Raw genomic sequence first — 13,384 nt, forward strand, 5'->3', positions numbered from 1 at the left:
GGGATCAGAGCCCCGGTGGCAGCGCAGAGTGCACTGGCCATCGCGGTATCTACTCCGTGATGCGCCAGAACGGCGCCCATCGCGGAACTCGACATGATTGAGTTCACCGAGCCGCCCTTAATCGAGCTTGATGTCAGCCGCGGTGATCACCGTCTTCCACCTGGCCACCTCGGCCGCGGTGTGCTGGTTCAGCGCCGCGGACTTGTAGGCGGCTTCGGGCAGCAGCTGGATGCCCTGTTCTGTCAGCTTCCTGGAGAAATCGGGGTCGGCGATGGCTTTCGCGAACGCGGCGTAGTTGCGGGCAATGATGTCCTTGGGCGTGCCCTTCGGCGCGTACAGGCCGTACCAGGTGGATGCCTCGAAGTTCGGCACCACCGTCTCCGCCACGGTGGGCACATTGGAGAACTGCGGCACGCGCTGCCTTGCCGTCTGGGCGATGGCGACGACCTTGCCGCCCTTGACCTGGGGCAGGGCCGTGTTGGTCTGGTCGAACATGCCGTCGACCTGCCCGCCCATCACGTCGGTCAGTGCCGGACCGGCGCCTTTATAGGACACCGGCGTCACCTTGATCTTCGCTTGCTGGGCGAACATGGCCGCCACCAGGTGGGAGGTGGAGCCCACCCCCGCGTTGCCGAAGTTCAGCTTGCCCGGGTTGGCGCTGGCGAAAGCGACGAGGTCCTGTACGGTCTTGAATTTCGAGTTCGCGCCCACAAGCAGCACCAGCGGCGTATCGGGGAAGCGGAACACGCCGTCGAAGTCCTTGACGGGGTCGTAGGACAGCTTCTTGTACAGCGACGGAGCGGCGGCCATATAGCCCATGTGCCCGACCAGGAAGGTATAGCCATCGGGCGCGGCCTTAGCCGCCTTGCCCGCGCCGATGGTGCCGCCGGCGCCGGCCTGGTTCTCGATCAGCACCGGCTGGCCGAGGTCGCGCCCGACGCGTTCGGCGATATTGCGGGCGAGCGCGTCGGTGGGGCCGCCGGCGGCAAAGGGCACGATCCAGGTGATGGGGCGGGTGGGGTAGGTTTGCGCCAGCGCGCCGGTGGTACTGGTGGACAGGGCTAGCAGGGCGAGGACGGCGGCGAGTCGCTTGGTCATGGTTGTCTCTTTCATCAAGATTGTTCTGGTTCTTCGGATGCTTTAACGGGGGGCCAGCACGGTGTCCTTCACCACCGCCAGCGCCATCCGCTCGGCGGCACCTAGGTAGTTGGCGGGATCGGTCAGGTAGCGGATCTGCGGCTCGCCCAGGCGTGCCACGATGTCCTGGTTCTCACACAGCACGGCATAGAGGCTGCGCTTGTGCTCGATGGCGTGGCGGCAAGCGTCGTAGACCACGTCGTGGGCCTGCTGGCGGCCGATGGCCGGCGCCAGTCCCATCATCACGGCCTCGGCCACGATCAGCCCGCCGGTGAGGTCGAGGTTGCCGCGCATGCGGGCGGTATCCACTGACAGGCCCTTGAGCATGAAGGTGGCCTGGCCCAGCGCGCCCGATGCCAGCAGGAAGCTCTCCGGCACCGCGCTCCATTCCAGGTGCCATGGCCCGGTGGCGCGTTCGAAATCCTGGATCATGGCGTCGAGCATCAACGCGGCGCGCTCGCGCAGCATCTTGGCTGCCGCCAGCATCAGCTCGCTGGAAATCGGGTTGCGCTTTTGCGGCATGGTCGAGCTGGCGCCGCGGCCTTCCACGAAGGGTTCGGCCACCTCGCCGAACTCGGACGAGGCCATCGTCATCACGTCCAGCGCGATCTTGCCCAGCGAGCCGCCGATAGCGGCCAGCAGCGAGACCATCTCCGCCAGGCCGTCGCGGGCCACGTGCCAGGTAATGCGCGGGTCGCGCAAGCCGAGCTCTTCGGCCAGGTTGGCGCGCACGGTGAGGCCGATATCGGTGTCGCCCAGCGAGGCGAGGGTGCCGGCCGCACCGCCGAACTCCACCAGCAGCGCGCGCGCCTTGGCCTGGGCCAGCCGCTCCGCATGGCGGTTCAGCGACGACAGCCAGACCGCGGCGCGAAAGCCGAAGGTGACCGGCAGCGCATGTTGCAGGTGCGTGCGCCCGGCGGTGACGGTACGCGCGTGCGCCGCCGCCAGCGTCTTGAGCGCGCCGCGCACTTCATCGAGCTGGGTCTCGATGATGGCCACCGCTGCCTTGCACTGGAGCATGGTGGCGGTGTCCATGATGTCCTGCGTGGTGGCGCCCCAGTGGACATAGCGGCCGGCTTCGCCGCACATCTCGCTCAGCTGGCGCACCAGCGGCAGGATGGGATAGCCCACGATCTCGGTCTCGGCGCGCATCGCGTCGACGTCGATCTTGTCCAGGCTGGCGCGCGCGGTGATCTCGCGGGCGGCTTCGGCCGGGATCAGGCCCGCCTTGGCCTGCGCCCTGGCCAGCGCGGTCTCGGTGTCGATGCAGCGCGCCACATAGGCGCGGTCGTCGAAGACGGCACGCATCTGCGGAGTGCCGAACATGTCGCGGAAGAGAACGGAGTCGAAGACGGTAGTGGCCATGAGTGCGGGTTCCTGAAAGTGTCGGCAATCGGGTCAGGGGCGGGCGCCAGGGACTGAACCTGTGCCTCATCCAACCTGCCAATATGTCTATCTAAAAAATATGTTTAAACATATTCTAGGAATATGGGTTTCGGCCGTCAAGCCGGATCTGCGTCAGGTTTACCCTTTGCGCTTGGCTTGCGGTCCGCCAGGCGCTAGCATTTGCTACGCCGCAAGCACATCGATCGATCATTCAGGGAACCCATGGAGCCACGCCACGCCGAGTTGACCAAGGCGCTCATTCACGACATTACGAGCGGGGTCTATCCTGTCGGGTCAAGCCTGCCGGGCGAACTGGAGCTGGCCGAGAAGCACGGCGTCAGCCGCGGCACCGTGCGTGTGGCGCTGATGCGCATCCAGGAGCTTGGCCTGGTTTCGCGCAAGAAGCGCGCGGGCACGCGGGTGGAAGCCGCCGCGCCACGCAGCAGGGAATACACGCCCAAGCTCTCCACCATCGACGAACTGGTGCAATACGGCGCCGCCACCCTGCGCACCATCCACGGCGCGCGCGAGATCGTGATGGATATCGAGCTGGCCACCCGCCTGGGCTGCCAGCCTGGCTCGCGCTGGCTCCATATCGAGACATCCCGCACCAATCCGGAAGCGCCATCCCATCCGCTGTCGTGGTCCGATGTCTACGTGATGGCGGCTGACGGCGCCAAGATCCGCAAGCTGCTCAAGACCGACACCAGCCTGATCAGCGATCTGGTTGGCAAGGCAACCGGGCGCCTGGTCAGGGAAGTGCGCCAGACCGTACGGGCGGTGGGGGTGCCGGCGGCGCTGGCCGAGGTGCTGGGTACCGCGCCGGACGCCCATGCGCTGGAATTCGTGCGACGGTATTACGACCAGTCCGACCGGTTGTTCGAAGTCGTGGTGAGCCTGCATCCGGCCGACAGGTTCACATATTCGACCGTGCTGCAGCGGCAGGGCTGAGCTTGCGCCGGGCCGCGCGCGCCGCGCGGGCGTGTTTGCGTTTGCCCCGCGGGTTGTGTCATTATGTATAGACATAATAGATGCGCGCAGCAGCGGGTCCGCCCGGTTCGCCCGTTGTGCCAGCCCCCGCCATGACTGTGATCTTCCAGGAAGACGTCGTCGACACCATTGCCGACGCGCTCCAGTACGTCAGCTACTACCATCCCGCCGATTTCGTCCAGGCGCTCAAGCGCGCCTTCGCAGCCGAGCCCGCGGGCGCGGCGCGAGACGCCATCGAGCAGTTGCTGGTCAACAGCCGCATGAGCGCGCAAGCCCATCGGCCGATCTGCCAAGACACCGGCGTGGCACAGGTCTTCATGACGGTGGGCATGAACGTGCGGTTTGCCGCGCGCGACGGCGGTCCGCTGATGCCGGTGCAGCAGATGGTCGATGCGGCGGTGCGCCGCGGCTATACCGACAGCGCCAACCCGCTGCGTGCCACCATGGTGAGCTCGGCGCTGGGTGAGCGGCGCAATACAGGCGACAACACGCCGGGCTTCCTGCAACTTGAACTGGTGCCCGGCGATACCGTGACGATGACCGTGGTGGCAAAGGGTGGCGGGGGTGACGTCAAGGCGAAGTTCGCCACGCTCAACCCGAGCGATTCCCTGGTCGACTGGATCCTCGCTGCCATTCCGCAGATGGGTGCCGGCTGGTGCCCGCCTGGCGTGCTTGGTGTAGGAGTGGGCGGCACGCCGGAGCAGGCTATGCTGGCGGCCAAGCGCGCCTTGTTCAGCCCCATCGATATCCACGCGTTGCGCGCCAGGGGCGCGGCGGACGACGCCGAGCAGCTGCGGCTGGAACTGTTCGACCGCATCAATGCGCTCGGCATCGGCGCGCAGGGGCTGGGTGGGCTGGCCACCGTGCTCGATGTCAAGGTGGCGGCCTTGCCTTGCCATGCCGCGACGCTGCCCGTGGCGCTGATTCCCAATTGCGCGGCGACGCGCTTCATCACGGTCGAACTGGACGGCTCGGGCCCGGCGCGGCTGGAGCCGCCGCCCGCCGACACTTGGGCGGGCATTCCCGCCGCGTTGACAGCCCCGCCAGGGCGCGTGGTCGACCTGGATCGCCTGGACGCCGCGGAGGTAGCGCAGTGGCGGGTTGGCGACACATTGCGGCTGCGCGGCCGCTTGCTGACGGCCCGCGATGCCGCGCACAAGCGGCTGGTGGCCATGCTCGACGCTGGCGAGCCGCTGCCGGTGCCGCTGCGCGACCGCGCGATCTACTACGTGGGCCCGGTCGATGCGGTCGGCGACGAGGCGGTGGGCCCGGCGGGTCCCACCACGGCCACGCGCATGGATAAGTTCGTGCCGCAGTTGCTGGAGCAGACAGGCTTGCTGGTCATGATCGGCAAGGCCGAGCGCGGTCCCTGTGCCATCGAGGCCATCCGCCGCCACGGTGCGGCCTACCTGATCGCGGTGGGTGGCGCTGCCTACCTGATATCGCGGGCGATCCGCAAGGCGCGCGTGCTGGCCTTTCCGGAGCTGGGCATGGAAGCCATCTATGAGTTCGAGGTGGAGGATATGCCCGCCACCGTGGCGGTGGACGCGCAGGGGCGCTCCATTCACCGGATCGCCGCCGGTTGAGCCGGCAGGCTGCGGATGCGCTAACGGCCGCGCAGCGGGTCCAGCAGGCCGGTCAGGCCGTTGTGGTCGAGTTCGTGCATCAGCGCCAGCAGCTTGCCGATCTCGCCTGGCGGGAAGCCCTCGCGCGCAAACCAGTTCAGGTAATTACCCGGCAGGTCCGCGATAACGCGGCCCTTGTACTTGCCGTAGGGCATGGTGCGGGTGAGCAGGAGGGGCAGGTGTTCGGGATTCATGTGACGGCCTCGGCCCGGCATCGGATGGCGCCGGCCGGGGAATGTTACCAGTGTGCCCCGGCGCCTTGAGCGCCTGGGCGGGGGTGCCGGGTTTGCCGCTGGCCTCCGCGCCGGGGTACGATCGCTACCTTACCGTTGACGAGGATAGGCAAGATGGCAAAGCACGGCTCAGGCACCGGCCTGAAGGGAATCGCGCTGTTCGAGGCCGCCAAGGGCGCGGTGGTGATCCTCGCCGGACTGGGGCTCATTGCGCTGCTGCACCGGGATGCGCAGGCGCTGGCCGAGGCGATCGTTGCCCGCCTGCACCTGAATCCGGGGAGCCGCTATCCGACCATCTTCCTGTCGCTGATGTCCGACCCAAGCAATGCCCGCCTTTGGGCCATCGGCGGCTCCGCCGCGACGTACTCGGCCATGCGCTTCACGGAGGCCTACGGCTTGTGGCGCCAGCGGGCCTGGGCGAAGTGGCTCGGGGTATGGTCGGGCGCGATCTATATCCCGGTTGAAATGTATGAGGCAGTGGTTCACCCCAGCGCGCTGCATATCGGCCTGGCCATCGCCAATGCGCTGATCGTGGCCTATCTGGCCAACAGCATCAGGCGCGATCCGGCGGGGGCATCAGCGTAGCGGAGAGCGGCCGGCAAAGCGATGCCATGCGGCCATCGCCGCAGTGCCGGCCAGGGCCAGGGCCACCATCACCCAGGGATCCACCACGCCACCACCGCCCCCGCCGCCGGTTTCCACGCCATTACCAGTGCTGCTGTTCCCCGCGTTGGCGCTTTCCGTCTTGCCGCCCGCCTCGGCGGTGTTGCCCTGTGCGGCGGCATCGTCGCGCATGGCGAGGTCCACCACCAGCGGGTCGTGGTCGGATGAGCGATAGGCATCGGGCGCATAAAAGGACTGTTGCTGGGCCTCGCTCTTGTGGCTAGCGGATAGGCCAGCGCGATCGGCTCGTCGGCATTGATACGCCAGTGGCGCGCCGCGAGAATGCGGCTGGCCGCTCCGGCATCGGCAAGCGCGTGGTCGATATTGCCGGCCGCGCCTCCGTAGACGTAGCTGTAGGCGCCGCCGCCCGCACCGGCGAAGCGGGCGATCATGTCGACATAGCCGCGCTCGGCCAGCAGGCGGATCGGGGCTTCCTGCGCATAGCTGTTGAGGTCGCCGATCACCAGCCGGCCATCGTCCGGCACGCCGGTGGGCGAGGTGGCGAGCCAGTCCGCGATTCGCGCGGCTGCCGCCACGCGCGTGGGGTTCCAGCAACTCTGGCCGTCGCGCTGGTCCGCATTGGCGCCGCGGGCATCGTTGCAGCGCTTGGACTTGAAATGGTTCACCACTACCGTGAGCTTGCGCGGAAGGCCGGGCAGGCGGAAGGTGGCGGCCAGGGGCTGGCGGGTCCGCTGGCCCAGCTCGAGCGTGGCCGGCTTGCCTGCCGGTTCCACGGTGCGGGCGTTGTAGACCAGGGCGACCTTGATGACATCGCGGCCGAGCTGCTCCACGCCGGGGTCGATAAAGCGCCAGTCGGGCCCGAGCTTGACCGTCAGCCGGCGGATGGCGCTCAGCGCGCCATAGCCGTTGTTCTCGATCTCCATCAGGCCGATCACGTCGGCGTTCAGCCCTTGCAGCGCGCTCAGGATCTTGACTTCCTGCCGGGCAAACTCGGCAGGGGTCCGGGCGCCGCGGTTGTCGGGGTCATCGAAACCCGCACCCCGGCCGTCGCCGTTGAAATAGTTTTCCACGTTGAACGCCGCAACGCGCAGGTCGGTGCGGGCGGTGCGTACCGGTGCGCCCGTGCGCGGGTTGGCGGGCCGGAACACCGGTGGCGGTGCGCCCGGAACGGGCTGCACGCGCCAGCCGCCATGGCGCCGTTCCAGCACGCCCTGCACGTCGGCGACGGTATCGCCGCCGCGCAGCGTATTCGAGGCGCCGAGACCCGGTGCGGGATGGATGACGAGCGGCGGGTTTTGCCGGCTGGAGCCGTCGTCCAGCGTCAGGCGGTTCAAGGCATTGGCGGCGGCCTGGGCGGCGGCGGCGGCGCCCGGCAATGCCACGTTGGTGGGCAACGGCAGACGGCCATGGCTGAGCACCACGCTGCCGTACCGGCCCAGTTCGAAGGTTTCGCTGACGGTGAGGGTCTGCGGCAGCCGCACCAGCATGCCTTCATAGGCCGCCAGCGCGCCCGTGTGCGGCACCGGCAGCGTGACCACGGCCGGGGTGACGGCCTGGGCCGATGCACAGACCGTCGCCTGGCCGGACTGCCTCAGTTGCATCTGGCCGGACCGCTCCTCGACGGTGCCGAGCACGCGGACCAGGTCGCCGGCACGCGCCGCCGCGCGCGGCGCGTGCACGAACAGTCCTTCCGACACGCCGGGGCGGTTCTGGCGCCGGGTGTCGGCCTGCTGCACGAAGTAGCCGCTGATGCCGCCGGTGCCCGAGTAGTCCGCCGTGACCACCGCCTCCACCGCCACCCTGCGGCCGACGGAAGGCGTGCCTTCGCTGGCGTCGCGGAGACTGGCGATCAGCGTGGCCGGCGCGCCGCATTGCGGCGAGATGGCGGCAGGCAGCGTTCGCGGCGATTCGGCATGGCCCACGTCGGCGTGGGCGGACCAGGCGATGCATAGCCATGCCAGGCAGGCTGGCATGAAGCGCGGAAGGAAGGGGCTTGGCGGGGACATGGAATGGGCTCGGCGGATTGCGTGGCATGGCGCCAGCCGCTGTCGGGGCGTGGCGCTTGTGTGACCGGGGCGCCCACGGGGCGCATGGACCGGTAACGGCAAGCTTAGGGGGAATGCCGTGCACGCATGTTGAGAGAAATCTCATATTGACGGCCGGCAGACTCTGCGAGAATGCTGTCTTGTCTTCAACCCAGCCAACGAGATACCGTGACCGTCCGTGCCGTAGTGTTCGATTTTGGTGGCGTGCTGTTCGACTGGAGCCCGGAGTACCTCTATCGCGAGCTGATTCCGGACCCGCAAGAGCGCGCGCGCTTCCTGTCGGAAGTCTGCTCGCCCGCCTGGAATATCCGCCAGGACGCGGGCAGGCTGCTGCGAGAGGCTACCGAGTCGCTGGTGGCCGAGCATCCGGCGCAGGCCGGCCTGATCCGCGCCTTCTATGACCGCTGGCCGCAGATGCTGCGCGGGCCGCTGGCCGACGGCGTGGCGTTGCTGCGGCGCCTGCACGCCGCGCGGGTGCCGCTGTTCGGCCTGACCAACTGGTCCAGCGAGACCTATCCGCACGCCATGCGCAGTGGCGATTTCCTGTCATTGTTCCGCGATATCCTTGTGTCCGGCGAGGTTGGCATTGCCAAGCCCGATCCGGCCATCTATCGGTTGATGGAGGCGCGCATCGATACGCACCTGCCGGGGATCGCGGCGCGGGAGCTGCTGTTTATCGATGACAGCGCCGCCAATGTGGCGGCGGCACGGGCCCTGGGCTGGCAGGCAGTGCATCACGTCGGCGCAGGTGGAACCGCCAGCGCGTTGCGCGATGCGGGATTGCGTTTCTAGCCACGCCGCCGCCTGGTTCGCTTCTTGTTGGCGAACCGGGAGTTTTCATGCGCCAGAGGATTCAGGAGTTCGCCCCCATGGCATCCACACCAGAACGTCCCAAGCATTTCTCCATGGTCCGCGAGCTGCATCTCGCCGACCTGTTCACACTGGGCAACGCGGCCTGCGGCATGGCATCGGTGTTCTTCGCCATGTTCTACGTCGCCACGCAGTCGTCCGCCCATTTCATGGCGGCGGCAGCGCTGGCACCGGCGGCCTTTATCTTCGACGTGCTCGACGGCCGCATCGCGCGCTGGCGGCACCAGCACTCCGCGCTGGGCCGCGAGCTGGATTCGCTCGCGGACATCATCTCGTTCGGGGTCGGCCCGGCAACGCTGGCGTTTGCCGCCGGCATGCGCGGTGGCTGGGACATGGCAGCGCTGGTGTATTTCGTCTGCTGCGGCGTGAGCCGCCTGGCACGGTTCAACGTGACCGCCGAGACCTTGTCCGAGGGCGGCGACAAGGTGGCGTACTTCGAGGGCACGCCAATTCCCACCAGCGTACTGCTAACCGGCGTGCTGGCCTTCTGCGCGTGGCAGGGCCGGGTGGGCGATGCGCTCTACGGCGGCGTGTGGGCCATCGGGCCGGCGGACCTGCATCCGCTCGCGCTGCTGTTCGTGCTGTCCGGCTCGCTGATGATCAGCAAGACCCTGCGCATCCCGAAGATCTAGGGGCTGCACGGAGTTTGGCCGGCACGAATCTGCAAGACTGGGAAAGTTCTTCACGCAGGCGCCGGTGCTCCCGCCGGCTGCCATTGCTCCCCGATGGCACGGCCACCCATGGCGGGGTCGCTCACCGAGGGCGCGCCGGTTTCCATGCGCCCGGCACAGCGCCGCGCGTAGCCGGGCAGGGCGGCCACGGTCACGGTGAAGTCGTACCAGCCGCCCGACGCGTCCACTGGCCATGCCAGGGTGCTTCTGGTGCGGCCTGCCACGGTAGTGCTGCGGGCCGCGCCGCTAACGTAGGCGTTGGCAGCCAGCATGAACGTGCAGGGCTGGTCCGCATCGTTGCGCAAGGTGATGCGCAGGCTTTGCGCGGGGATGTCGTAGACGATCTCGATCTCCGGTGCAGGCACTGCGCCGGCGGGACCGGTGAAATGCCGGTGCCAGCCGTTGGGGCCGAGCACCCACAGGTCATAGCGGCCGCCGTCGGCGCGCGTGTTCCACCTGCCTGCCAGGCCCTTGCCGGCCTCGACCGTATAGCGGCGTGGCAGGCGCTCCAGGTGCAGCCGGTCGTAGACATGAAACACTGCCCCGGCCCGGCCGCTATTGGTAAAGCTCAGGTGCAGCGCGGCACTGCCGGCATCTGCCAGGGCCTGCGCGTGCAGCGCATAGGGGAGCGCCCGCGAGGGGCGCGTGCCGCCGGCTTGCACGGGCAACTCGGGTAGCGCGGGGATGACCGGTGTGCGCGTTCCCTTCAGCGCCCGTGCTCGCGCCGCGCGTGGCGCGGTGGCCGGCAGCGACGCCACGGCGTCGGCATGGTCCGGCGCGGCGAAATCGAACAGCGAGGTGAGATCGCCGCAGACCGCACGGCGCCACGGCGTGATATTGGGCTCGTGCACGCCGAAGCGGGCTTCGATGAAACGAATCACCGATGTGTGGTCGAACACCTCGGAGTTGACCCAGCCGCCCTTGCTCCACGGCGAGATGGCGATCATCGGCACGCGCATGCTGAGACCGTACGGACGATGCAGGTAGCGCGGCAGGTCGTCGGCCTCCACGCCGGTGATCAGCTCGTGGTATTCGCCGCGGGTGTCTGCGGTGGAGGCGCCGGCCAGCGTGGCCCGTGCCGGGTCCGCGTGCCACGCGAGGTACGATGGCACCGCCGGCGGCGGCATATGGTCGAAAAAGCCATCGTTCTCGTCGTACATCAGCAGCAGCACGGTCTTGCTCCAGACCGCCGGGTCGACTGTCAGCGCGTCGAGCACGGCGGACACATAGGCCGCGCCCTGCGCCGGGCTGGACGGGGAGGGATGCTCGGAGCCCTGCAACGTGGGGCAGATCCACGACACCTGCGGCAGGCGGCCTTCCAGCACGTCCTGGCGCAGCAGATCCAGGTTGCGCGTGCGCAGCGCCTTGTCTTTGAGCGCAGCCTGCGCACCCGGCACGCCGCGATAGGCATCACGGTAGGTCTTGAACCCGACGGTGGCATTGAGCGCGTAGTTGTCGGCCATGTCCTGGTAGATCTGCCAGCTGACGCCGGCGGCTTCCAACCGTTCGGGATAGGTGGTCCAGGCATAGCCGCCATCGGGATTGCCGCCGCCGAGCTTGTTGTAGGCATTGCCGATGGCCGGGCCGTTGCCCTTGCCCAGCGGGTCGTTGGTGCCGCTCCACAGGAAGCAGCGGTTGGTATTGGTGCCGCCGAGAAACGATGCGTGGTAGGCATCCGCCACCGTAAAGGCATTGGCCAGCGCGTACTGGAAGGGCACGTCGCCCTCCTTGAAGTAGCCCATGGCGTGACGCTTCTTGAAGGTGGGCCATTGCTGCATGCAGCCTTGGCCCCAGGCGTCCTGCGTATTCGACCAGGTGTGCGGCGTGCCGGTGACGCGCATGAGTTCGAACACGTGCTCCGTATCGAGATGGAACGGCGCGAGCGTTGCGGGTGAGGCCGGGTCGGTCACGTCGCGCTGGTACCAGACCGTCTTGCCGGCGAGGCCCGGGCCGTCTGCCACCGGTATCGGGAAGCGGTCGGCGAAGCCGCGCACGCCCCGCATGGCACCGAAGTAATGGTCGAAGGCCCGGTTCTCCTGCATCAGCACCACGATATGCTCGACGTCGCGCAGGCTGCCGGTGCGATGGTTGGCGGGAATGGCGAGCGCCTTGCGGATGGCGGGCGGCAAAAGGGAAAGCGCGCCCGCGCCGGCAACGGTGCCGGCCGCCGCGCGCAGGAACTTGCGTCTGTCAGGCATGGAGGAGGGACGTAGTGAACGGATCGCGTGGCGCGCAATGCCAAAAACAACACCGGCAAATCCGGCGATGCCGGCGCATCCGCGATCTTAACCCTCCTGGCGGCGGGCGGGGAGGCGCCGTCGTGCCTCCCCTCGTTCGCCTACTGCCGCAGCGACAGCCAGATCGCCTTGGGCTCGGTGAAGTTGTCGATGGCGGCGTCCCCGTGTTCCCGGCCCAGCCCGGAGTCGCCGGCGCCGCCCCAGGGCAGCCGTACGTCGGTTTGGCCGTAGGTGTTGATCCATACGGTGCCGGCCTTGAGGTCTGCGGCTACCTGGTGCACCCGCCCGATGTCGGCGCTCCACACGCCAGCTGCCAGGCTGAATGCGGTGCCATTGGCGATGCGCACGGCGTCGGCTTCGTCCTCGAAGCGGATCACGCTGGCGACCGGGCCGAAGATCTCCTCCTGCGAGACGCGCATTTCGTGCTCGACGTTGGCGAACACGGTGGGCTGCACGAAATAGCCCTTGCCGCCCACGCGCGCGCCGCCGGTCACCGCGATGGCACCCTCGCGCTTACCGATCTCCACGTAGTCCAGCACGGTCTTCATCTGCGCGGATGAGACCAGCGGCCCCATGGTGGTCTCCGGCGCGGCCGGATCGCCCACGCGGATCGAGGCGGCGCGGGCGGTGAGCTTTTCCACCACCTCGTCGTAGACCTCGCGCTGCGCCAGGATGCGCGAGCCGGCCGAGCACACCTGGCCGGCATTGAAGAAGATGCCGGAGGCTGCCGCGCGCACGGCGGCGTCCACGTTGGCATCGGCAAAGATCAGGTTGGCGGACTTGCCGCCCAGCTCCAGCGTGACGCGCTTGAAGTTGGCGGCGGCGCCCTGCATGATGCCGCGCCCCACGCCGGGCGAGCCGGTGAAGGTCACCTTGTCGATGCCGGGATGCGCCACCAGCGCATTGCCTACCACGCTGCCCTTGCCGGTGACGATATTGAGCACGCCGGGCGGCAGGCCGGCTTCCAGCGCCAGTTCGCCGACGCGCAGCGCGCTCAGCGGCGTAATCTCGGCGGGTTTGACAATGAGGGTGCAGCCGCAGGCCAGCGCCGGCGCGATCTTCCACATGCCGATCATCAGCGGGAAGTTCCACGGCACGATGGCGGCGACCACGCCGACCGGCTCGCGCACGGTGTAGGTCAGCGCGCCGGGGCGGGTCGGCACCACCTGGCCGTTGATCTTGTCGGCCCAGCCGGCGTAGTAGCGCACGGTATCGATCACCGCCGGCATGTCCTGGCGCCGCACGGCGGCCAGCGGTTTGCCGGCATCCAGGCTCTCGAGCGCGATCAGTTCCTCCTGATGCGCTTCGAGCAGTTCGGCAAAGCGGTACAGGATGCGGCCGCGCTCGGCCGCGCGCAGGCCGTTCCAGACTTTGAGAGCGGCGCGCGCGGCGGTCACCGCGAGGTCCACGTCGGTGGCGCTGCCCTGGGCGACCAGGGCAATCGGCTGTTCCGTGGCAGGGTTGATATCGGTGGAATATTCTCCAGTGCCGGGTGGCAGGCGCTTGCCGTCGATCAGCAAGTCGTGTCTTGGCAGTTCGGGCTGCGTGCTCATGATGGCTCCTCGC

Annotated in this window: 10 protein-coding genes and 1 pseudogene; 5 read left to right on the plus strand and 6 right to left on the minus strand. The window is 68.3% G+C overall.

Translation table 11 applies throughout. From position 1 onward, the window contains the following. Positions 1–117: 117 nt before the first annotated feature. Together ACZY0R_RS15760 and ACZY0R_RS15765 are read right to left on the minus strand one after the other, a co-directional pair. Entirely contained in the window at positions 118–1,098 is a 981-nt protein-coding gene (locus ACZY0R_RS15760; protein ID WP_488859262.1) for a Bug family tripartite tricarboxylate transporter substrate binding protein, read from the minus strand. Positions 1,099–1,140: 42 nt separating this feature from the next. Then, positions 1,141–2,502 (minus strand): class-II fumarase/aspartase family protein, encoded by a 1,362-nt coding sequence (locus ACZY0R_RS15765; RefSeq protein ID WP_488859263.1) that lies wholly within the window; start codon positions 2,500–2,502, stop codon positions 1,141–1,143. A 243-nt stretch (positions 2,503–2,745) separates the two neighbouring features. On the opposite strand from ACZY0R_RS15765, the gene ACZY0R_RS15770 reads away from it, so the two are divergent. Both ACZY0R_RS15770 and ACZY0R_RS15775 read left to right on the plus strand, forming a co-directional pair. Beyond that, positions 2,746–3,474 carry a GntR family transcriptional regulator gene (locus ACZY0R_RS15770; protein WP_488859264.1) on the plus strand — a complete coding sequence of 243 codons (729 nt, stop codon included), beginning with the start codon at positions 2,746–2,748 and terminating at the stop codon, positions 3,472–3,474. 131 nt (positions 3,475–3,605) lie between these two features. Continuing rightward, positions 3,606–5,099, plus strand: a complete 1,494-nt coding sequence (locus ACZY0R_RS15775; RefSeq protein WP_488859265.1) for a fumarate hydratase — start codon at positions 3,606–3,608, stop codon at positions 5,097–5,099. 20 nt (positions 5,100–5,119) lie between these two features. On the opposite strand, the gene ACZY0R_RS15780 is transcribed toward ACZY0R_RS15775, so the two are convergent. Further along, complete coding sequence (locus ACZY0R_RS15780; RefSeq protein WP_035859850.1) at positions 5,120–5,332, minus strand: DUF3820 family protein; 213 nt, start codon at positions 5,330–5,332, stop codon at positions 5,120–5,122. Positions 5,333–5,485: 153 nt separating this feature from the next. On the opposite strand from ACZY0R_RS15780, the gene ACZY0R_RS15785 reads away from it, so the two are divergent. Continuing rightward, positions 5,486–5,956, plus strand: coding sequence for a DUF2127 domain-containing protein (locus tag ACZY0R_RS15785; RefSeq protein ID WP_488859266.1), 471 nt, complete (start codon positions 5,486–5,488; stop codon positions 5,954–5,956). Here the strand turns inward: ACZY0R_RS15785 and ACZY0R_RS15790 are convergent. Beyond that, positions 5,948–8,001 (minus strand): annotated as a pseudogene (locus tag ACZY0R_RS15790) (ExeM/NucH family extracellular endonuclease). The gene ACZY0R_RS15785 and the pseudogene ACZY0R_RS15790 overlap by 9 nt on opposite strands. A gap of 207 nt (positions 8,002–8,208) precedes the next feature. Here ACZY0R_RS15790 and ACZY0R_RS15795 point away from each other — a divergent pair. Together ACZY0R_RS15795 and ACZY0R_RS15800 are read left to right on the plus strand one after the other, a co-directional pair. Beyond that, positions 8,209–8,832, plus strand: a complete 624-nt coding sequence (locus ACZY0R_RS15795; RefSeq protein ID WP_488859267.1) for an HAD family hydrolase — start codon at positions 8,209–8,211, stop codon at positions 8,830–8,832. Between the two features lie 77 nt (positions 8,833–8,909). After that, the gene (locus ACZY0R_RS15800; protein ID WP_488859268.1) at positions 8,910–9,542 is read left to right on the plus strand and encodes a CDP-alcohol phosphatidyltransferase family protein; all 633 of its coding nucleotides are present in this window, start codon (positions 8,910–8,912) and stop codon (positions 9,540–9,542) included. A 50-nt stretch (positions 9,543–9,592) separates the two neighbouring features. On the opposite strand, the gene ACZY0R_RS15805 is transcribed toward ACZY0R_RS15800, so the two are convergent. After that, positions 9,593–11,779 carry a phosphocholine-specific phospholipase C gene (locus ACZY0R_RS15805; protein ID WP_488859269.1) on the minus strand — a complete coding sequence of 729 codons (2,187 nt, stop codon included), beginning with the start codon at positions 11,777–11,779 and terminating at the stop codon, positions 9,593–9,595. A 140-nt stretch (positions 11,780–11,919) separates the two neighbouring features. Continuing rightward, on the minus strand, positions 11,920–13,371 hold the full coding sequence (locus ACZY0R_RS15810) for an aldehyde dehydrogenase family protein (protein WP_488859270.1): 1,452 nt from the start codon (positions 13,369–13,371) through the stop codon (positions 11,920–11,922). Positions 13,372–13,384 lie beyond the last annotated feature (13 nt).

The organism is Cupriavidus sp. F041, assembly GCF_057814235.1.

Coding starts and splice junctions, on each gene's coding strand:
- ACZY0R_RS15770 (WP_488859264.1), top strand. CDS start 2,746: ATGGAGCCACGCCACGCCGAGTTGACCAAGGCGCTCATTCACGACATT.
- ACZY0R_RS15775 (WP_488859265.1), top strand. CDS start 3,606: ATGACTGTGATCTTCCAGGAAGACGTCGTCGACACCATTGCCGACGCG.
- ACZY0R_RS15810 (WP_488859270.1), bottom strand. CDS start 13,371: ATGAGCACGCAGCCCGAACTGCCAAGACACGACTTGCTGATCGACGGC.
- ACZY0R_RS15785 (WP_488859266.1), top strand. CDS start 5,486: ATGGCAAAGCACGGCTCAGGCACCGGCCTGAAGGGAATCGCGCTGTTC.
- ACZY0R_RS15760 (WP_488859262.1), bottom strand. CDS start 1,098: ATGACCAAGCGACTCGCCGCCGTCCTCGCCCTGCTAGCCCTGTCCACC.
- ACZY0R_RS15800 (WP_488859268.1), top strand. CDS start 8,910: ATGGCATCCACACCAGAACGTCCCAAGCATTTCTCCATGGTCCGCGAG.
- ACZY0R_RS15765 (WP_488859263.1), bottom strand. CDS start 2,502: ATGGCCACTACCGTCTTCGACTCCGTTCTCTTCCGCGACATGTTCGGC.
- ACZY0R_RS15780 (WP_035859850.1), bottom strand. CDS start 5,332: ATGAATCCCGAACACCTGCCCCTCCTGCTCACCCGCACCATGCCCTAC.
- ACZY0R_RS15805 (WP_488859269.1), bottom strand. CDS start 11,779: ATGCCTGACAGACGCAAGTTCCTGCGCGCGGCGGCCGGCACCGTTGCC.